19 protein-coding genes are annotated in these 18311 nt (G+C 63.4%); 13 read left to right on the top strand and 6 right to left on the bottom strand.

All coding sequences use genetic code 11. The features are described 5' to 3' along the window. Positions 1 to 97: 97 nt before the first annotated feature. A complete protein-coding gene (locus AC0VX3_RS03660) occupies positions 98 to 1093 on the top strand; it encodes a LacI family DNA-binding transcriptional regulator (RefSeq protein WP_475523581.1) in 996 nt (331 codons plus the stop codon). 27 nt (positions 1094 to 1120) lie between these two features. Here AC0VX3_RS03660 and AC0VX3_RS03655 read toward each other — a convergent pair whose 3' ends face one another. The 3 genes from AC0VX3_RS03655 to AC0VX3_RS03645 all read right to left on the bottom strand — a co-directional run bounded on the left by AC0VX3_RS03655 (position 1121) and on the right by AC0VX3_RS03645 (position 4027). Further along, complete coding sequence (locus AC0VX3_RS03655; RefSeq protein ID WP_475523580.1) at positions 1121 to 1840, bottom strand: spermine/spermidine synthase domain-containing protein; 720 nt, start codon at positions 1838 to 1840, stop codon at positions 1121 to 1123. Positions 1841 to 1993: 153 nt separating this feature from the next. Then, positions 1994 to 2425 (bottom strand): YqaA family protein, encoded by a 432-nt coding sequence (locus AC0VX3_RS03650; protein WP_475523579.1) that lies wholly within the window; start codon positions 2423 to 2425, stop codon positions 1994 to 1996. 564 nt (positions 2426 to 2989) lie between these two features. Further along, complete coding sequence (locus tag AC0VX3_RS03645) at positions 2990 to 4027, bottom strand: aldo/keto reductase (RefSeq protein WP_475523578.1); 1038 nt, start codon at positions 4025 to 4027, stop codon at positions 2990 to 2992. Positions 4028 to 4127: 100 nt separating this feature from the next. Between AC0VX3_RS03645 and AC0VX3_RS03640 the strand changes: the two genes are divergently transcribed. Continuing rightward, a complete protein-coding gene (locus AC0VX3_RS03640) occupies positions 4128 to 5033 on the top strand; it encodes a LysR family transcriptional regulator (protein ID WP_475523577.1) in 906 nt (301 codons plus the stop codon). Between the two features lie 129 nt (positions 5034 to 5162). On the opposite strand, the gene AC0VX3_RS03635 is transcribed toward AC0VX3_RS03640, so the two are convergent. Beyond that, positions 5163 to 7376, bottom strand: coding sequence for an esterase-like activity of phytase family protein (locus tag AC0VX3_RS03635; protein WP_475523576.1), 2214 nt, complete (start codon positions 7374 to 7376; stop codon positions 5163 to 5165). Positions 7377 to 7690: 314 nt separating this feature from the next. Here AC0VX3_RS03635 and AC0VX3_RS03630 point away from each other — a divergent pair, with 314 nt between their 5' ends. Further along, complete coding sequence (locus tag AC0VX3_RS03630; RefSeq protein WP_475523575.1) at positions 7691 to 8890, top strand: multidrug effflux MFS transporter; 1200 nt, start codon at positions 7691 to 7693, stop codon at positions 8888 to 8890. A 101-nt stretch (positions 8891 to 8991) separates the two neighbouring features. Here the strand turns inward: AC0VX3_RS03630 and AC0VX3_RS03625 are convergent, their stop codons facing one another. Then, positions 8992 to 9501: an arsenate reductase ArsC gene (locus AC0VX3_RS03625; RefSeq protein ID WP_475523574.1), complete on the bottom strand. Its 510-nt coding sequence runs from the start codon at positions 9499 to 9501 to the stop codon at positions 8992 to 8994. Between the two features lie 19 nt (positions 9502 to 9520). Then, entirely contained in the window at positions 9521 to 9856 is a 336-nt protein-coding gene (locus tag AC0VX3_RS03620) for an ArsR/SmtB family transcription factor (protein ID WP_342893707.1), read from the bottom strand. A 156-nt stretch (positions 9857 to 10012) separates the two neighbouring features. Here AC0VX3_RS03620 and AC0VX3_RS03615 point away from each other — a divergent pair, with 156 nt between their 5' ends. From AC0VX3_RS03615 to pqqE, 10 genes are all read left to right on the top strand, one after another. Next, a complete protein-coding gene (locus AC0VX3_RS03615) occupies positions 10013 to 11095 on the top strand; it encodes a pyridoxal-phosphate dependent enzyme (protein WP_475523573.1) in 1083 nt (360 codons plus the stop codon). Continuing rightward, entirely contained in the window at positions 11088 to 12230 is a 1143-nt protein-coding gene (locus AC0VX3_RS03610) for a M24 family metallopeptidase (protein WP_475523572.1), read from the top strand. The genes AC0VX3_RS03615 and AC0VX3_RS03610 overlap by 8 nt, the downstream gene beginning before the upstream one ends. Positions 12231 to 12262: 32 nt before the next feature. Next, on the top strand, positions 12263 to 13006 hold the full coding sequence (locus tag AC0VX3_RS03605) for a maleate cis-trans isomerase family protein (RefSeq protein ID WP_475523571.1): 744 nt from the start codon (positions 12263 to 12265) through the stop codon (positions 13004 to 13006). Between the two features lie 164 nt (positions 13007 to 13170). Continuing rightward, positions 13171 to 13308: a hypothetical protein gene (locus AC0VX3_RS03600; protein WP_342893703.1), complete on the top strand. Its 138-nt coding sequence runs from the start codon at positions 13171 to 13173 to the stop codon at positions 13306 to 13308. A 107-nt stretch (positions 13309 to 13415) separates the two neighbouring features. After that, a complete protein-coding gene (locus tag AC0VX3_RS03595) occupies positions 13416 to 14450 on the top strand; it encodes an aspartate-semialdehyde dehydrogenase (protein ID WP_475523570.1) in 1035 nt (344 codons plus the stop codon). Between the two features lie 327 nt (positions 14451 to 14777). Then, entirely contained in the window at positions 14778 to 14879 is a 102-nt protein-coding gene (gene pqqA, locus AC0VX3_RS03590; protein ID WP_103223263.1) for a pyrroloquinoline quinone precursor peptide PqqA, read from the top strand. 28 nt (positions 14880 to 14907) lie between these two features. Further along, positions 14908 to 15855: a pyrroloquinoline quinone biosynthesis protein PqqB gene (gene pqqB / locus AC0VX3_RS03585; protein WP_475523569.1), complete on the top strand. Its 948-nt coding sequence runs from the start codon at positions 14908 to 14910 to the stop codon at positions 15853 to 15855. Then, entirely contained in the window at positions 15852 to 16703 is an 852-nt protein-coding gene (gene pqqC, locus AC0VX3_RS03580; protein ID WP_475523568.1) for a pyrroloquinoline-quinone synthase PqqC, read from the top strand. The genes pqqB and pqqC overlap by 4 nt, the downstream gene beginning before the upstream one ends. 4 nt (positions 16704 to 16707) lie before the next feature. Beyond that, the gene (gene pqqD / locus AC0VX3_RS03575) at positions 16708 to 17046 is read left to right on the top strand and encodes a pyrroloquinoline quinone biosynthesis peptide chaperone PqqD (RefSeq protein ID WP_475523567.1); all 339 of its coding nucleotides are present in this window, start codon (positions 16708 to 16710) and stop codon (positions 17044 to 17046) included. Continuing rightward, complete coding sequence (pqqE, locus tag AC0VX3_RS03570; protein WP_475523566.1) at positions 17043 to 18158, top strand: pyrroloquinoline quinone biosynthesis protein PqqE; 1116 nt, start codon at positions 17043 to 17045, stop codon at positions 18156 to 18158. The genes pqqD and pqqE overlap by 4 nt, the downstream gene beginning before the upstream one ends. The last annotated feature ends 153 nt before the right edge of the window (positions 18159 to 18311 follow it).

Below are 18311 nucleotides of genomic sequence, written 5' to 3'. Positions count from 1 at the left end.
TAAATTGCAATCAACCGCGACCTTTGTCAAGAAAGTGTCAAAAATTTGCTATAATTAGATCGAAAGAGCCAGATGCACAGCATTGCGAGAATGTGACATGATCAAGAACAAGGTGAGCGCGAAGGATGTCGCGGAACTGGCGGGCGTATCGCGCACGGCTGTCTCGCGAGCGTTTACACCCGGAGCATCCGTCTCTTCCGAAACCCGGGCCAAGGTGCACGCGGCAGCCGAAACACTCGGCTATCACGTCAACAACCTTGCGCGCGGGCTTTTGACCTCGAAGACTGGCATCGTTGCACTGATTGCCGCCGAGATCCAGACACCCTATCGATCCTTTCTGCTCGCCACCCTGTCTGAGAAATTGCAGGCCGCCGGCAAGGTCGGGTTGCTCATCAATACGGACCGCTCGGACGAAAGCGTTGCACAAGCCCTGCGGCAGGCCATTTCCTATCGCACTGACGCCGCCATCGTTCTGTCCGGCATGCCCGATGCTTCGCTGGCCGAAACCTGTCTGCGCAACGGCATGCGCCTGGTGCTGATCAATCGAAACGAGCAACTGCCGGGCACCTTGCGGGTCAGGGTGGACGATCTTGCCGCCGGGCGTCAGGCCTTCGCCTCGCTTGCTGCCGCCGGGTGCTCCCGCCCGGCGCTTGCCTCGTCCCTGGCAGGCACGCCCAGTCTGGAGGATCGTTGCCGGGGGTTTCGCGCAGCCGCCGCCGAAACGGGAACCGAGGTCGTTGAAGAAGCAAGCGGAACGACATCCTACCAGACAGGTCTTGACGTTGGCACACGGCTTCTGACCCGCCCGGAAAGACCCGACGGCATCTTTTGCGCGACGGATCTGGTCGCCTGCGGTGTGGTCGACGCCGCCCGCCGCCGCTTCAAGCTGCGGGTGCCGGAAGATGTCTCCGTGATCGGGTTCGACGACATCGAGCAGGCGTCCTGGGAAAGCTACAACCTGACGACGTTTCGTCAGCCGGTGGAGGATATCGCCGATGCCACCGTCGCCTATCTGTCCGAAGCGGCGGACGACACCCCGCGTACGGTCACGCTGCAGTCACGCCTGGTCTGGCGTGGCAGCATTCTCGACTAGGGAATGTCGCGTTGACTTGAAGTCAGCTCAGCCCTTGCGGCCAAGGTAGACTGCCTGCGTGACCTCGCGCCCGTCCTGCAGCGGGTTCGCGAAGACAACCGGCTCGGCCCAGGCCTCTTCGAAGGCCTCGCCGAGCAACCCCGTGATCGCCCCGTCCGGGGCCTCGTCGGACCACAGGCCGACAACCCCGCCGGGCTTCAAGAACCGCTTCAAAGCGCGCAGGCCTTCGGCGGTGTAGAACCCTTCAGACCCGCCATGCAGCAGGCGCTCCGGCGTATGGTCGATGTCGATCAGGATGGCGTCGTATTGACGGGCGGGCCTGTCCGGATCGAAGCCGGTGTCCGACGCCGCCAGGGAAAAGAAATCCCCTTGCACCAGCTTGCAGCGCGTGTCGTCGGCCAGTTCGGTCTTCATCGGCACCAGCCCTTCCCGGTGCCAGCGGATCACCGGCTCCAGAAGGTCGACAACCGTGAGCCGGGCAACGGTGTCATGCGCCAGCGCGGCCTTTGCGGTGTAGCCAAGGCCCAGCCCGCCCACCAGCACATCCAGATCCCCACCGTTCAACGCCGCGATCCCCAGATCGGCCAGCGCCACTTCCGAGGCGGTGAACAGGCTCGACATCAGGTGCTCTTCGCCGAGCAGTATCTCGAAGACATCGGTCTTCAGGGCAAGGATATGCCGTCGCCGCAGGGAAATCGCGCCGATGGGCGTGGGTGAATAGTCGAGTTCTTCAAACAATGCGCTCATCAGGGCACCATGGCGATGGATTGGCGCTTTGGGAAGAGCGGACCTTCGGCAGAGACACAAATCGCCATGGACATCATGGCCAAGCCAAGCCAAACGAGCGGCGTCTCCACTTGCTCCCGCCCCCCTCGAGCCGGAACCCCGATGGCCTGCCTCTCAGAACACCTGCAAGGTCACCAGCGCGACCATCAGATACCGCGCCGTCTTGGCGATCGCCACCAGGATGGCGAAACTCCAGAAGGGTTCCCTCAGCACGCCGGCCGCCAGGGTCAGCGGGTCGCCGATCACCGGTGCCCAGCTCATCAGCAGGGACCAGCGGCCGTAGCGGCGGTACCAGCCGGTGGCGCGTGCCAGCTTCTCGGGCTTGAGCGGAAACCAGGACGCGTCAGAGAACGCCGCGGCGCCGCGACCCAGCCCCCAGTTGACCATGGACCCGAGCGTGTTGCCGAGGCTGGCCGCGGCAACCAGCAGGACGACAGGCTCGGTTCCGGTGGCAATCAGCCCGGAGAGCCCGAGTTCGGACTGGGCCGGCAGAAGGGTCGCCGCGAGAAACGAAATCCCGAAGAGGCCGACGAGGCTGGCGCTCATGGGGCGGGACGGGCCGACATGTTCAGGAGGAAGATCATGGCCCTCCTATACGACAAAACGCGGAGCTTGCCATAGACTCTCGAGAGAAGCCGTCCGGCATCCACGCTCTCTGACGTCATGAACGCATTTCGAAAGAGATTGCCTGACCACATCCAGGGCGGCCTTCCCCGACTTGATCGGGGATCCAATGCCGCTTGCCGCTTGCCGCGGTGGCGGATCGAAGCTGCACGGCCGGACATCCTGTCGAACCGCTCTGGAAATGAGTGGATCCCCGATCAAGTCGGGGAAGGCACCGGGGAGGAGGCGACCATTTCGCAAGAACGGTGGACGTAGTCGCTCCCGGCCGGGCAAATCTCTTGAAAGGGGGCGGAGCGCCGGAAACCCGGTCACACCTGCACATCGGCCCCCGGCAGACCTAGGACCCCTGATCCATCATTTTCGCTGCGCTGCCTCCGCGATGACGATGCCAAGAAAAAAGACCCGGCAGCCGAAGGTGCCGGGTCTTTCGCGGCGAAACCGGTACGCGCCATCGCCCGTGCCGGGTGCCCCGGGCACCTCATGTGGCTAGCCGGCGAGTGGCGGATTCAACCGGGCGAAGCCTTCCTGCCTCCGGTAGGGGAAATGCGGATAAGGCGCTGTGACCGCACTGGCGGCGTCCAGCCTGCCGATCTGCTCACCCGAGAGCGACCAGCCGACCGCGCCGATGTTCTGGCGAAGCTGGTCTTCATTGCGCGCGCCTATGATGACGGAGGAGACCGTCGGACGCTGCACAAGCCAGTTGAGTGCGACCTGCGGCACGGTTTTCCCGGTCTCGCGGCTCACCTCGTCCAACACATCCACCACGTTGAAAAGATGGTCGTCTTCCACGGGCGGACCGAAATCGGCGGTCTCGTGCAGACGGCTTCCTTCGGGCAGCGGCACGCCCCGTCTGATCTTGCCGGTCAGCCGCCCCCAGCCGAGTGGGCTCCAGACGAGCGCCCCGATCCCCTGATCGGCACCGAGCGGCATCAGATCCCACTCGTAGTCGCGCCCGATCAGCGAATAATAGACCTGATTGGCGACATACCGCGGCCAGGCGTTTTTTTCGGCGGCCGCCAGCGACTTCATGATCTGCCAGCCGGAAAAGTTGGAGACGCCGGCATAGCGGATCTTGCCGTCCCGCACGAGCGTGTCCAGCGTGGCAAGCACCTCCTCCACCGGTGTGAAAGCGTCGAAGGCATGGAGCTGGAAAATGTCGATACGATCCGTACCGAGCCGCTTCAGCGCGTCTTCCACCGACCGGATCAACCGCAGCCGCGACGACCCTGCCTCATTCGGCCCGTCCCCCATGGGCAGGCCTGCCTTTGTCGAGATCAGCACCTTGTCCCGCCGCCCCTTGAGCGCCGCGCCGAGGACTTCTTCCGACGCGCCGCCGGAATAGACATCAGCAGTGTCGAAGAGATTGATCCCCGCTTCGAGACAGATGTCGACAAGGCGGCCGGCTTCCTTGACGCCGGTATTCCCCCAGGCGCCGAACAAGGGCCCCGATCCGCCAAAGGTGCCGGCGCCGAAACTCAGGACAGGGACTTTCAGACCGGACCGGCCGAGCGTGCGATATTCCATTGGATGTTCCTTTCGGTTGTCGCGCTGAGCGAAAGATAGACGCCGACCCCTTGTTGAATTAGAATGCTGTCAAGAATATCATTTGTGAATTGAAGGAAAGATGGAGCGCTCCCAGGTCAATCGGTCCGGAGAAATGGAAGTCTTCGTGCAAGTGGTGGAGCAAGGCGGCTTTTCAGCCGCCGCCCGCACCTGCCTGATGACCCCGTCCGCCGTCAGCAAGCTTGTCTCGCGCCTGGAGGCCCGGCTGGGCGTGCGGCTGGTCAACCGCTCGACGCGCGCCCTTCAGCTCACTCCCGAAGGCTGTGCGTTCTATGAACGATCCTCGAGCATCCTTGCGGATATGGAGGACGCGGAGCGCAGTGCGCGCGCCGGAGAAGAGCCTGTCGGCCGTATCCGCCTCAACACCAGCGCGTCCTACGCGGCCCATGTCCTGGCACCGGTCCTGCCGGTCTTCCTGGAGCTTCATCCCGGCATCACGCTTGATCTCGTCCAGACCGACAGGGTCGTCGACCTGCTGGCTGAGCGGACGGATGTGGCGGTGCGCGCCGGCCCGATGAAGAGTTCAAGCCTCGTCGCCCGCAAGCTCGGCGAGACCGCCATGGTCATCGTCGGTTCTCCCGCCTACCTTGAGCGATTTGGAACACCTGCAGGCGTTGAGGATCTTCAGAAGCATTCCCGGCTGGGGTTCGGCTATGCCAGAACGGTCGATGGCTGGCCGCTGAAGGACAAGGGCGGGACGATCGTTCTGCCGGTCGCCGGCCGCGTACAGGCAAGCGACGGCGAGGCCCTTCGCCGGCTCACCCTGAGCGGAAACGGGCTCGCCCGGCTGGCCGCCTTCACGGTCCGCGACGATATTGCCGCCGGCCGTCTCATTCCCGTGCTCGATCATCTCAATCCCGGTGACAGGGAAGCCTTTCATGCCCTCCATATCGGCCAGGGCGGTCCGTTACCCTCCCGTGTCCGGGCTCTGCTCGACTACCTGGCGGATCATGGCAGGGTTTCCTGAGGTCTCTGGACCCGGGCACCAGGCGTTCATGCGACCGTTTCAAACGAATGAAGGCCCGGCAGCCGAAGCCGCCGGGCCTTCCGTCAGGTCCTGGCCTGAAAACTCGGGGAAGACCTTGAACGATGTGCCTCAGTTCAGGCGGGACACCGGGCCGAGGTCGATGAGCTGGGTTTCACCCGGCGCATCGTCAACGCCGTCATTGTCGGTCACCAGGATCAGGCGGCCGTCGGCGGTGATGGTCAGGCCTTCCGGCTTGTCCAGAACCCAGCCCTTGCCCTTGGCCATGGCCGGCAGGATGTCCATCGCGAAGTGCTTGTCCAGAACCGGAAGCGTCTCGCCATGGGCCGCGGGCGTGACACCTTTCAGCGAAATCGTGGTGATCTGCTTGATGGCGGCATCCTCACCACCCTTGTTGTCGCGCTCCAGAATGGCGAAGTCACCGTCGCCCATGGAGACGATTTCAGACAGGCCGACCCAGCCGCCGGCGGCGCTTTTCGGCGCGTCGAGCGGATAGTGGACGAAGCCCCAGGACTTGTCCGCCGGGTTGTAGATGGCGATCTTGCTGTGACCCTTCGGATCGTCCTTCCACTCGCGCTGAACGGCGACGGCCACCAGGGTCTCGCCATTCATCTCGAACTCGGCAACACCCTCGAAGGAGAAACGCTGCGCCTGGTCGATCAGAGACTGCGGCAGGGTGATTTCCTCGCTCACCGCACCATCGGTACCGACTTTCAGCAACAGATGCCTGCGGTCGTTTTCCGGATGGCCTTCTGACGCCAGCCAGAAGCCGCCGTCTTTCGCGACCGAAATGCCTTCCAGGTCCAGCTTGGACTGGTTGAAACCGGTGACCGTCACATAGGAAGTAATCTTCGCCGGCTTGGAGGCGATGTCCAGCGTGTAGATGCGGGCATCGTCATAGAAGCTGTCGCTGACTGCGTAGAGCGTGTTGGCGTCCTGCGGGTCCGCAGCGAGGGCCGACAACGCGCCCCAGCCGATCGGCGCATGCTTTTCCGGGTCAAGCATGGAGACAATCGACGGATAGGCCGGAGCCTCGGCGCCGTACTGGTAGAGCGAGACATGCGAGCGCACACCGTCTTCGTCCACCTCGTTGGCAACCGCGAACAGATCGCGGTTCGGGATCGCCAGCAGGCCTTCCGGACCGACATGCGTCGGCAGGAGCTGGACGAATTCCGGCTCGGCGCCGGTGTCCCTGTAGACCGCGACGAAGTTGCCGCGCTCGGAGTTGACGAAGATCAGCGTTTCGCCGCCGAACGCGCCGATGGCGACGCCTTCCGGCTCGGTGCCCTTCTTGGCGGCGCGCTTGGCCGGGTAATGACCGTGCGACATGCCCAGATGTTCCATCTGGTTGCCGCTGTCGAACAGGACGTTGCCGTTTGCGTTCCAGATCGTGAAGCCGCGCGAGCCGCCTTCATAGTCGCCTTCGTTGGCGGTGACGAAGCGCTCATCGTCGATCCAGGCAACCGCATCCGGCTCCCGCCGGACATTTTCCGTGGAGCCCGAGGCATCGCTCATGCGTGCCTTGGAGACCGGAATATTTTCAGCGGATGCCGTGCCGGCGGAAAAATGCACGGTCACGTCGCCACTTGCCAGGTCGACAATCGCGATGTGGTTGTTTTCCTGCAGGGTGACGACAGCCTGGTTCTTCGAGTTGATGGAAACGAATTCCGGCTCCGGATCGGTCGGCGCCACCTCGGCCAGACCGGTCATGTCGACGATGCGGACCGCGTCGCAGTTGGTCGGCATGCCGTTGTCGTCGAGGTCGAAGATCGCAAGATGGCCGGCTGGCATCTGCGGGATTACGCCGTCATTGAGGTCTTCGTCGCGCTCGTTCTCGATGGCGATGGCAACGAACTTTCCGTCCGGCGAGATCGCAACGCTGTCCGGCTGGCCCTTGGCGTCGCATATCGCGGTGATGCCCATGCCGTCCAGCGCGATCACGGCCATGTGGCCGGTGGCGTTGATAAAGTCTTCGCTGGTGTTGACACCGGCGTAGGCGGCCCTGGCGCCGACAGCAACGGATGTCGGCTCACCGCCGAGCGCGACGCGCGCCAGCGGCTGGACATTCAGCGGATTGGCGGCATTGACGAACACGATCGCCTCGCCCGGGCTGTCGGTGAAGGCCAGCGTGCGGCCGTCCTTGGAAGCGTAGATGATTTCGGCAACCGTCTCCGTCGCCTTGTCGGCGCCATCCGGCAGGGTCTTGTAGACCGGGTAGGAATTGATGCGCTCGAAATAACCGGCCTGGGCAGCCGGAACGGCCCCGAGGCCGAACAATACGGCAAGACTGACACCTTTTAAAAAACGTCCGCGAAGGTTCGCCACTGCACTTGCTCCCACAAATGTCGAGTTAAAGATGGCGGCAAGCTAGAAGGGCTCCTTGCAAGATCGGTGACACTTGAATGAAGCTTTGATGACACACGGCGGTGGATGGAATCTTCAGGCGGCTTTTCCGGCATCCGGGAAAACACATCCGCAAGTTCAATGAGCTTGCCACGCAACCCGGATATGCGATTTTCGCAAGGCTTCAGACCAGAAAGGACTCGACTTCGATAGCCGGGTCTTCCACTCTGGTGGTTCCCCATGTTTCGCGCCTGTTGTGCTTTTGTGCCCAGGCGCCGGTTTTATCGGAACATTTCATGCAGATCGGATTTGTGCGCGCCGCAGTCGTGCTCGGGCTCTTGGCTGTAGTCGGCCCGTTCGCAATCGACCTCTACCTGCCGGCGATGCCAGAAATCGTGCGCGACCTGAACACCGACGACGCGGCGGTCCACATGACCTTCACGGTCTATTTCATCGCCTTCGGTCTGGCGCAGATGATCTACGGACCTCTGGCCGACCGGTTCGGCCGCAAGATGCCGGTATTCATCGGCCTCGTCGTGTTTATCGCCGGCTCCGCGCTGTGCGCGGCGGCGCCGGATGTCTCGACGCTGACGATCGGCCGCTTCGTCCAGGCGCTTGGCGCGGCCGCCCCGATGGTGATCGTGCGCGCCGTCGTGCGCGACCTGCACACGGGCAGCCGGGCGACCCGGCTGATGGCGCTCGTCATGCTGGTCATCAGCATCTCGCCGATGCTGGCACCGCTGACCGGCAGCGTGATCATACAATTCGGCAGCTGGCGGCTGATTTTTGGCGTTCTTGCAGTCTTGGCATTCGCCGCAATGGTGCAAATGGCCTTCCTGTTGCCTGAAACACTGCCGCCGGAGCGCCGCGCACGGATCGATGCGGTCGCCATGATCCGCAGCGCGGTCTATCTGCTCAGGGATGCCCGGTTCATGGGCCTGACCCTGATCAGCGGTTTTTCGCTGGCCAGTTTCTTCGTATTCATCGCCGCCGCGCCGCTGGTCTACATGAGCCATTACGGACTGACACCGACGGGCTTCAGCCTGGTGTTCGCGCTCAACGCCGTCGGTTTCTTTGCGTCGTCGCAATTCGCGGCAACATTCGGCGAACGTTTCGGCATGGGCCGTGTCGCCCTGCTGGCAGTCTGCGGCTTCGCCGCGGCAACGTCGCTGCTGTTCGTGCTGGTCTGGAGCGGCATCGACGACCTGCCGGTGCTCATGGCCCTGCTGTTTCTCGGCAACACCTGCCTCGGACAGGTCATCGCCCCGACCATGGTGATGTCCCTGGAAGAGCACGGCGAGCATGCCGGCATGGCTTCGTCCCTGGGCGGCACGTTCCAGATGGTGTCCGGCGGCGTGATGATCCTGATCTGCAGTCCGTTCTTCGACCGCACGCCGCTGCCGCTGGTCGGCGCGGTCGCGGCCTGTGCGCTGACGGCTCTGATCATCGCCCTGCTGACCCTGCGCCCGGAACGGCACCACAACGCGCCGGCCTGAAAACAGATCACCCTGCGCCCGGATGAGCACAGGGTGGGTCGAATGCTGAGGGCGTCAGAGACCGGATGGCGTCACGTCGGGCGGGTGCCCGACGCGGCACTTCAGGCCGGCTCGTGGGCGGACGTGCCGATCTGGTCCAGTTTCTTCTGCAGGGACAATTTGTCCAGGGACGTTATCGGCAGGTTCATGAAGATCGAAATGCGGTTGTTCAGCATGCGGAAGGCGTCGCTATACGCCAGCCGCCGCTCGGCTTCCGTACCATCAACCGCCGCAGGATCCGGCAGGCCCCAATGGGCCGACATCGGCTGGCCGGGCCAGACCGGGCAGACTTCGCTTGCGGCGTTGTCACACACGGTGAAGACGAAATCCATCACCGGGGCACCCTGTTCCGCGAACTCGCTCCAGTCCTTGGAGCGAAGCTCTTCGGTCTTGAAATTGAGTTTATTCAGCAGTTCCAGAGCTTCGGGCCGAACACTGCCGTTCGGGTGAGAGCCGGCGGAATAGGCCTTGAAACGGCCCTGTCCGTCCCTGTTCAGGATGGATTCGGCCAGAATGGACCGGGCGGAATTGCCGGTGCATAGAAAAAGCACGTTATAGACTTCGTCCGACATTGGGGTCTCCCAGCGTGGTTTACGATTTATGGCAGGCAATCGTTTCCATGACCTGCGCGCATAATTCCGGATGACCGCCGCAGCAGTCAGCCATCAGGAACGTCAACAGTTGCCTGGTGCCGTCCAGATCCGCGAAATAGCGGATGATCCGCCCCTCGCGTTCGTTGCGGACAAGACCCGCCTGCAGCAGCACCGACAGGTTGGCCGACATCGTGTTTTGGCGAACGCCCAGCGCCTCGCCGATGTCACCTGCGCTCATGCCGGCGGGACCCGCTTTGATCAGAAGCCGGAACACATCCAGCCGTGTTTTCTGGCTGAGCGCCCCGAAGGCACCCAAGGCGTCATTTATATCCATAAATCATGATATCTCGATTTATAGAAGTTTTTCAAGCCCCGGATTGCTGTCGCGAAAACACCGCGAGTTGGACGGAAACCGTCATTTGGCACCGCAGCACTTGAAATTGGCGGTGACTGCTGATGACCTGTGCCATCGACACGATCAAGGTGGCCCATGGACATACTGAAAAATCCCTGGCTTGGCGAAGGCCTGCCCAACCCCGAAGGCCTTGCGGAAGGCACGATCTCCGAAACCCCGGTGGCGGCGGAGACCTTTCTGGCAAGAAGCCCGGACGGAGGCCCGACCGTGCTCCTGGACCGCAAGGATATTGCGCAGGCCTTCGGCATCGGCGCGCTTTACCTCAAGGACGAGCGCAACCGGATGGGTCTTGGCAGCTTCAAGGCGCTGGGCGCGGCCTATGCGATCGCCAAACGGGCCGGGCAGAAAGTCCGGGACGGCAACGCGAATGACCTTGGAACGGCTCTCGAGGGCGTGACCTTCGCCTGCGCCAGCGCGGGCAACCACGGGCTGTCGCTCGCCACCGGCGCGCCGCTCTGCGGGGCGAAGGCGGCCGTTTTTGTTTCCGAAACGGTGCCGGAAGCCTTTGCGGTGCGGCTTCGGCAAACGGGGGCGACGGTTGTCAGGGCCGGCGCCACCTACGAGGACAGCATGGCGGAAGCCGAACGGCAGGCCGAGGCCAACGGATGGGTCCTTCTTCCCGACAGCACGTGGCCGGGCATGACCGGCGCCGGACGGGACGTCATGGAAGGCTACCTGATCATGGGCACCGAAATTTCGCGGCAGATACCCGAGCCGCCAACCCATGTGTTCTTGCAGGCCGGTGTCGGCGGTCTAGCGGCCGCTTGCGCGTTCAGCGCCCGGGCCACCTGGGGTCCGGACGTTACCATCGTGGTGGTGGAACCGGACTTCGCGCCCGCGCTCAAGGCCAGCATCCAGGCCGGCAAGGCGGTCGCCGCGCCCGGCCCCGTCTCGATCATGGGACGGCTCGACTGCAAGGAACCGTCGCACCTGGCATTGAAGTATCTGGCGCGGGAAGCGGACATCTTCGCGACGATTTCGGATGAAGAGGCAGCCGAAACGGTCGCTCTGCTCGCGGAGCACGCTCTGGCAACGACGGCATCGGGCGCCGCCGGCATCGCCGCCCTGCATCATGCCGGCGCCCACGCCCGCGCGCTGAACCTCGGACCGGAGACACGCGCGCTCTGCTATCTTTCGGAAGGCCCGGAGGATGGCTGAACCGGACTTTCCCGAAGCCGAGTTCGCGGCGCGCACCGAACGGGCGCAGCGCGCCATGCGCGTGGCCGGTCTCGACGCGCTGTTCTTCACCACGGAAGCGGAGGTCCGGTATTTTTCCGGATTCAGGACACCCTTCTGGCAAAGTCCGACCCGGCCGTGGTTCCTCGTGGTGCCGGCCGGCGGCAAGCCGGTTGCGGTGATCCCGCAGATCGGCGCCCACCTGATGGCCACCACCTGGCTGGACGACATCCGCACCTTCTCCGCGCCGCATCCCGTCGATGACGGCATCGGCACCCTGGCGGACGCCTTGAGGGAGTACAGCCGGATCGGCATGCCCATGGGCCGCGAAAGTTCGCTGCGCATGCCCCTGGCCGATTTCATGGCGCTGCAGGACCGCCTGACCGGCGCGGAATTCGTCAATGCCACCGATCTGGTCCAGGCCCTCCGAATGGTGAAATCGGAAGCTGAAATAGGGCGATTGCGCGACATCTGCCGGATCGGGTCGGCGGCCTTTGCCAATGCGCCCGGCCTGTTCCATGAGGGTCAGCCCCTGAGCGGCGTGTTCCGGGCGTTCCGGATCGAACTGCTGAACCAGGGCGCCGATGACGTTCCCTATCTTGTCGGCGGCGCCGGCCAGGGCGGCTATGGCGACGTGATCTCGCCGCCGAACGAACGGGAACTGAAGGCCGGCGACGTTCTGATGCTCGACACCGGCGCTACCAGAACCGGTTACTTCTGCGACTTCGACCGCAACTTCGCGATCGGAACGGCCTCCGAGGCCGTCAGGCGAGCCCATGAGACGCTTGTTGCGGCGGTGAAAGCTGCCGCGGCCATTGCCCGGCCCGGACGAACCTGCGCCGACCTGTACCGGGCCATGGCGGACACGATCGGCCAGGGCGAAGGCGATGTCGGCAGGTTCGGTCACGGTCTTGGCATGCAGTTGACCGAAGCCCCGTCCCTGACCGGTTTCGACGAGACGGTGCTTCGCGAGCGCATGGTGCTGACGCTCGAGCCGGGCATTGATCTGGGCGCCGGCAAAATGATGGTCCACGAGGAAAACATCGTCATTCGCGACGGGGATCCGGACTTCCTGAGTGTTCCCTCCGGACCGGACATTCCGGTCATCGGTGGCTGATTTTCGGAGACAGGGGCTTGAAAGGCAGGGGCATGAAACTGAGCTTTGAAACAGACACTGGCCCGGGAGAAAAGGCGGCGCTTGGACTGATCGTTCTGCGCGCGGACGAAACCATCGAAAGCGAATTTCGCAGCCTGTTCGATCTGGACGGCGTCGCCCTGTATCACACCCGGATCGAAAGCGCGCCGCAGGTCACGCCGGAAACCCTGATGCAGATGAAATCGGGCCTCGCCGGTGCCGCCGCGCTCCTGCCCTCGAACCGTCCGCTCGATGCCGTCGCCTATGCCTGCACATCCGGGGCGACGATGATCGGGCCGGACGCCGTCACCGACGCCATCCGCCGGGTTCACCCACAAGCGCAGGCAACCAATCCGGCCAGCGCGGTTGCTGCCGCGCTGAAGCACCTGAAGGTTACGCGGGTCGCCGTGGTCTCGCCTTATGTGGCCAGCGTTTCCGGCGCGGTTTGCGCCTTCCTGAAAGAAAACGGCCTGGACCCTGTCACCGTCGGCTCTTTCGACCAGGGCGAAGAAGCCGTCGTCGCGCGCATTGCCCTGGCGTCCGTGGAGGAAGCCATCTGCAGGGTCGGCAGCGACCCGGAGGTGGAGGCCGTGTTCGCGTCCTGCACGAACCTGCGCACCTTCAAGGTGATCGAGGCTTGCGAGCAGCGGCTGGGCAAACCGGTCATCAGTTCCAATCTGGCGCTGGCCTGGCACATGATGGTCCTTGCCGGCCTTCCCTGGAAGTCGGCCGGACCAGGCCGCCTTTTCCACGCATAGACAGACTGCGATACACTTTTCGGGCATCGTGAGTCCGGGCCCAACGCGCTTTCGCACCGGCCGCTGGCAAGGCGGATCGGGCCGGTCATGGCTTTACCTGTTGACTTTGGCGGGATTCCGGGCAAGAACTCCGCCGTCTCAAGTTTTGACGATTGCGAGTTCCGATGACCCGGCTGAAAGCCGACATTCTGGATATGATGTCCCAGGCCCTTGCCAGCGCGACCTTTATGCGCGGCGAGACCCTGACGGCTGCCGCAACCGCTCCTAAACGCACCACCAAGACCACCAAAACCACCGCTTGACGGTGCCGCTCATCCCGTCTCCCCGGGGATGGGAGGCGCCAGGAGCCGGCAGCGCCCCTCAACGGGCAGGCCGGCGGAGCGGGGAGACGGACAAGGATTAGTCAGACATGGGTTTCAAGATCGCAATCGCAGGCGCCACCGGCAATGTCGGCCGCGAGATGCTGGACATTCTGGCCGAACGCGGCTTCCCGGCGGATGAAGTCATCGCCCTCGCCTCAAGGCGCTCCCAGGGGACCGACGTCTCCTTCGGCGACAAGACGCTGAAGGTCCAGGCGATGGAGAACTACGATTTCTCCGACACCGACATCTGTCTCATGTCCGCTGGCGGCACCGTTTCCAAGGAATGGTCGCCGAAGATTGCTGCCAAGGGCTGTGTCGTCATCGACAACTCCTCTGCGTGGCGCTACGACGCGGACGTGCCCCTGATCGTGCCGGAAGTGAATGCCGACGCCATCACCGGCTTTACCAGGAAGAACATCATCGCCAACCCGAACTGCTCCACGGCGCAGCTCGTCGTGGCGCTGAAGCCGCTGCATGACCACGCGAAGATCAAGCGCATCGTCGTGTCGACCTACCAGTCGGTTTCCGGCGGCGGCAAGGAGGCGATGGAGGAACTGTTCAACCAGACCCGCGCCATCTTCGTCAACGATCCGATCGAACCGCAAAAGTTCACCAAGCGCATCGCCTTCAACGTGATCCCGCACATCGACGACTTCATGGAAGACGGCTACACCAAGGAAGAATGGAAGGTGCTGGCCGAAACCAAGAAGATGCTCGACCCGGCCATCAAGGTGACCTGCACCGCCGTGCGCGTTCCCGTGTTCATCGGTCATTCGGAAAGCATCAACATCGAGTTCGAGAACGAGATCTCCGCAGACGAGGCGCGCGGCATCCTGCGTGAAGCGCCAGGCTGTCTCGTCATCGACAAGCAGGAAGACGGCGGCTACATCACCCCCTATGAGAGCGCCGGCGAAGACGCGACCTACATTTCCCGCATCCGCGAGGATGCGACGGTCGAGAACGGTCTCAACCTGTGGGTCGTCTCCGACAACCTGCGCAAGGGCGCCGCGCTCAACACCGTCCAGATTGCCGAGGTCCTGATCAACCGCGGCCTGATCTCACCGAAAAAAGCGGCGGCCTGAGTTTTTTTAAAGCCGATCCGGACCGGTGCACTTCGACGCACCGGTCCGGACGATCGACAGGCGCCCGGCATCCCTCTGCAAGGGGTCTCGACCGGAACGTGCAATCCTCCGATTGCCACCATCGACTTTTTTTGCATCGCAACAGGCGCCTTGCCGCCATTTCTTGCGACCTTCCTGAAAACCTGCACGCGATCAAATACTTGATCGCAACAAGTGCGGCCGCACCTCTGCGCACGCCCGAATAAAAACACCGACTAAGGTGGCGCCTGCGAGCAGGGATGCCCAATGTTAAGCTTTCCCCTCATGTTAACCAGAGGAGGAGACGACATGAAAACCTGGAAAAAGCCCGCAATGACCGCCGTTGAAGCCGGTTTCGAAGTCACGCGCTACATGCCTGCTGAAATCGGCACCTGCGGCCGCAAGAAATAATTCGGCACCACGCAGGGGGAGGCACCCGGTGAAAATAAGGGTCCTCGGTTCCGCGGCCGGCGGCGGCTTTCCGCAATGGAATTGCAACGCCCCGCTCAGCCGCGCCGTGCGTGAAAAAAGGCCCGGCTTTCTGGCCCGGACGCAATCGAGCATCGCTGCGAGCGCGGACGGCCGAAGCTGGGCTGTTTTCAATGCCTCTCCGGATATCCGGGAGCAGATTGCCGCGAGCCCGGACCTGCAGCCCCGGGCGGACGGCCCGCTCCGGCATACGCCGATCGGAGCCGTTGTCCTGACCAACGCCGATGTGGACCACATTGCCGGGCTCCTCTCCCTGCGTGAGCGCGAACCTTTCATTCTTTATGCAACGGCCCGGGTCCTGAAGACCCTTGCCGAAAACAGCATCTTCCAGGTCCTGAACCCCGAGGTGGTGGAACGGCGAGAACTTCCCCTTGAAGGCACGACCGTCCTGGAAGGACCCGAAGGCCCTCTCGGCCTAACCGCCGAGACCTTTGCCGTCCCCGGCAAGGTGGCCCTGTTTCTCGAAAACGAGAACGACCGGAATTTCGGCACGGCTGCGGGCGACACCATCGGCATCGCCCTGCGCGTTTCCGATGCGCCATCCGCGCAAGAGTCCGACAAAACCCTTTTCTACATTCCCGGCTGCGCCGCCGTAACCGATGCCCTGCGCGAGCGGATCGACGGCGGCGCATGCCTCATGTTCGACGGCACGGTTTTTCACGACACGGAGATGGCGGATACGGGTGTCGGCAGCAAGACCGGTGCCCGCATGGGACATATGGCCATCGGCGGAGCGACCGGCACTTTGAAGGCGCTGAAGGATGTCGATCTCGGCCGCAGGATCTTCGTGCACATCAACAACACCAACCCCATCCTCGACCCCGGCTCGCAAGCCGCGAAAACGGTGACAGCGGCAGGCTGGGAGATCGGCTATGACGGGATGGAGTTGACGCTATGACGAAAACGGCGACGGCAAGGGCCGTTCAAGGCGCCGAGAAGTCCGGCGCTCGATCGGGCACCCAATCGGGCGTGACCCCATCAGCGGCTGACGAAATCCGCAAGGCCGGACGCCTGCTTTCGGCCTCGGAACTGGAACAGACGCTGCGGACCGCCGGTTTCGATCGCTATCACATTCATCATCCCTTTCACAAACTCATGAACGCGGGAGACCTCAGCAAGGCGCAGATGCAGGCCTGGGCCCTCAACCGCTATTGTTATCAGGCGGCAATCCCGAAGAAGGACGCCCTCATCCTGTCCCGTTCCGAGGACCCGGACTTCCGGCGCGAGTGGCGCAAGCGCATCGTCGATCATGATGGCGGTGACGGCGCGGAAAAGGACGGCGGCATCAAGCGCTGGCTGAAACTGGCCGACGGGCTCGGGCTCGACACGGACATGGTGCAGTCCCGCAAATACGCCTTGCCCGCGACCCGCTTTGCCGTTCAGGCCTATATCGACCTGGTCTCCCGGTCCTCCCTGCTGGTTGCGGTTGCCTCGTCCCTGACCGAATTGTTTTCACCGGTCGCCATCGGCGAACGTGTTCCCGCGATGCTCGCGCGCTACGATTACATCACCGAGGACACGCTCGCCTATTTCAAGCCGCGCCTGCATCAGGCGCCACGCGATGCAGAGCACGCGCTCGATCTCGTCACATTGTGGGCCGATACGCCGGACAGGCAGGCCGACGCCGTCGAGGCGCTCTTTGCCAAATGCGATATCCTGTGGTCGATGCTCGATGCCCTGCATTTTGCCTATGTGGAACCGGGCCTGATCGCGCCTGGCGCCTTCCGTCCGGCCGGCACGGAGTAGACCCGTGACAGCCCTGCGCCAACGCACGGAAGTAACCTCGGCGAGCCGGCCCGCACTGCCCTCTCACGTCCACCTGCGCTACGACGGCCTGAGAGCAAGATGGGTGGTGCTCGCTCCCGAGAAGGTGCTCTGGCCGGACGAGATCAGCGCGGACATCCTCAGCCGCTGCACCGGCGATGCCACCGTCTCGGAAATCGCCGAAAGCCTCGCCCAGGTCTACAACGCACCCGCCGCTGACATCGCTCCGGATGTCATCGCCTTCCTGCAGGAATGGTCCGACCGGCTGCTGGTCCGCTGCCGCCCGGAAGCGCACGGACGACAAGATCACGGATCCCGGCCATGACCGGTCAGGCCGAAAGTCCCGTTCCCGGACCACCGCTGGGCATGCTGGCCGAACTGACCCATCGCTGCCCGCTGCAATGCGGCTATTGTTCCAATCCTGTCGAACTGCTCAAGGCCAACCGGGAACTGGACACGCAAACCTGGCTCGATACCTTCGGCCAGGCGGCCCATCTCGGCATCCTTCAGGTGCACCTGTCCGGCGGAGAACCGACCCTGCGCAAGGACCTGGACGAGCTGATCGGATGTCTGAGCGCCCGGGGTGTCTATACCAATCTCATCACCGCCGCGGTTACCCTCACCCTGGAACGCCTCGAAACCTACGTCGACGCCGGCCTCGACCACGCCCAGGTCAGTTTCCAGGGCGCCCACGCGGACACGACGGAACTGATCGGCCACTACAAGAACGCACATCACAAGAAACGTCAGGCGGCTGCCTGGATACGGGAACTCGGCCTGCCTCTCACCGTCAATGCGCCGATTCACAAACTCAACATTCACGAAGTTCCGGACTTCGTTGCCCTTGCCCTGGAACTCGGCGCCGAACGGCTGGAAATCGCCAATGTCCAATACTACGGCTGGGCCTACCTGAACCGGGCTGCGCTTCTGCCCGACTACGATGAGGTCATGCGCCAGGTCGCGTTCGTCGAAACGGCACGCGAGGACCTGAAGGGCATCCTCAACATCGATTTCGTGACGCCGGACTATTATGCCGACTACCCGAAGCCCTGCATGGGCGGCTGGGCCTCGGACGCCTTCATGATCACGCCGGACGGCACCGTGCTGCCGTGTCACGCGGCACAGACGATCACGTCCATGGCGTTCCACACGGTCAAAGAGAGGTCGCTGCGGGAGATCTGGGAAAGCTCGGAAGCCTTCAACCGCTTTCGTGGCCACGACTGGATGCCCGAGCCTTGCCGCTCCTGCGACAGGAAGGAGATCGATTTCGGCGGCTGCCGCTGTCAGGCCTTCGCCATGACCGGCGACGCCGCCGCGACCGACCCGACCTGTATCAAGTCGCCCCATCATGCCGCCCTGCGTGACCTTCCGCCCGCGGAACCGATCCGCAGACGGGTCATCGGTGCGGGGTCGACGCGCGCGCCTGCGCAGGCCTGACACCCGAAGGCGGCGTACCGTCCATCGCGGACCGGTTGATTCGCGACACCCGGAATCACGTCACACTGACCTGCGTGACGATGACGGCAGCAGAAGAAGAAAAGCGTCCAAAAACGCCGGTTTTGTCCCCTTCAGCAGCCTGTCACTCCATAA

This window comes from Roseibium sp. QJM3NY_11, assembly GCF_056173175.1.
This window is presented reverse-complemented; position numbering and strand designations above follow the sequence as displayed.

Bases quoted from the DNA above. Each gene is read 5' to 3' on its own strand.
- AC0VX3_RS03660 (WP_475523581.1), top strand. From the start codon at position 98: ATGATCAAGAACAAGGTGAGCGCGAAGGATGTCGCGGAACTGGCGGGC.
- AC0VX3_RS03655 (WP_475523580.1), bottom strand. From the start codon at position 1,840: ATGAGCGCATTGTTTGAAGAACTCGACTATTCACCCACGCCCATCGGC.
- AC0VX3_RS03650 (WP_475523579.1), bottom strand. From the start codon at position 2,425: ATGAGCGCCAGCCTCGTCGGCCTCTTCGGGATTTCGTTTCTCGCGGCG.
- AC0VX3_RS03645 (WP_475523578.1), bottom strand. From the start codon at position 4,027: ATGGAATATCGCACGCTCGGCCGGTCCGGTCTGAAAGTCCCTGTCCTG.
- AC0VX3_RS03640 (WP_475523577.1), top strand. From the start codon at position 4,128: ATGGAGCGCTCCCAGGTCAATCGGTCCGGAGAAATGGAAGTCTTCGTG.
- AC0VX3_RS03630 (WP_475523575.1), top strand. From the start codon at position 7,691: ATGCAGATCGGATTTGTGCGCGCCGCAGTCGTGCTCGGGCTCTTGGCT.
- AC0VX3_RS03625 (WP_475523574.1), bottom strand. From the start codon at position 9,501: ATGTCGGACGAAGTCTATAACGTGCTTTTTCTATGCACCGGCAATTCC.
- AC0VX3_RS03620 (WP_342893707.1), bottom strand. From the start codon at position 9,856: ATGGATATAAATGACGCCTTGGGTGCCTTCGGGGCGCTCAGCCAGAAA.
- AC0VX3_RS03615 (WP_475523573.1), top strand. From the start codon at position 10,013: ATGGACATACTGAAAAATCCCTGGCTTGGCGAAGGCCTGCCCAACCCC.
- AC0VX3_RS03610 (WP_475523572.1), top strand. From the start codon at position 11,088: ATGGCTGAACCGGACTTTCCCGAAGCCGAGTTCGCGGCGCGCACCGAA.
- AC0VX3_RS03605 (WP_475523571.1), top strand. From the start codon at position 12,263: ATGAAACTGAGCTTTGAAACAGACACTGGCCCGGGAGAAAAGGCGGCG.
- AC0VX3_RS03600 (WP_342893703.1), top strand. From the start codon at position 13,171: ATGACCCGGCTGAAAGCCGACATTCTGGATATGATGTCCCAGGCCCTT.
- AC0VX3_RS03595 (WP_475523570.1), top strand. From the start codon at position 13,416: ATGGGTTTCAAGATCGCAATCGCAGGCGCCACCGGCAATGTCGGCCGC.
- pqqA (WP_103223263.1), top strand. From the start codon at position 14,778: ATGAAAACCTGGAAAAAGCCCGCAATGACCGCCGTTGAAGCCGGTTTC.
- pqqC (WP_475523568.1), top strand. From the start codon at position 15,852: ATGACGAAAACGGCGACGGCAAGGGCCGTTCAAGGCGCCGAGAAGTCC.
- pqqE (WP_475523566.1), top strand. From the start codon at position 17,043: ATGACCGGTCAGGCCGAAAGTCCCGTTCCCGGACCACCGCTGGGCATG.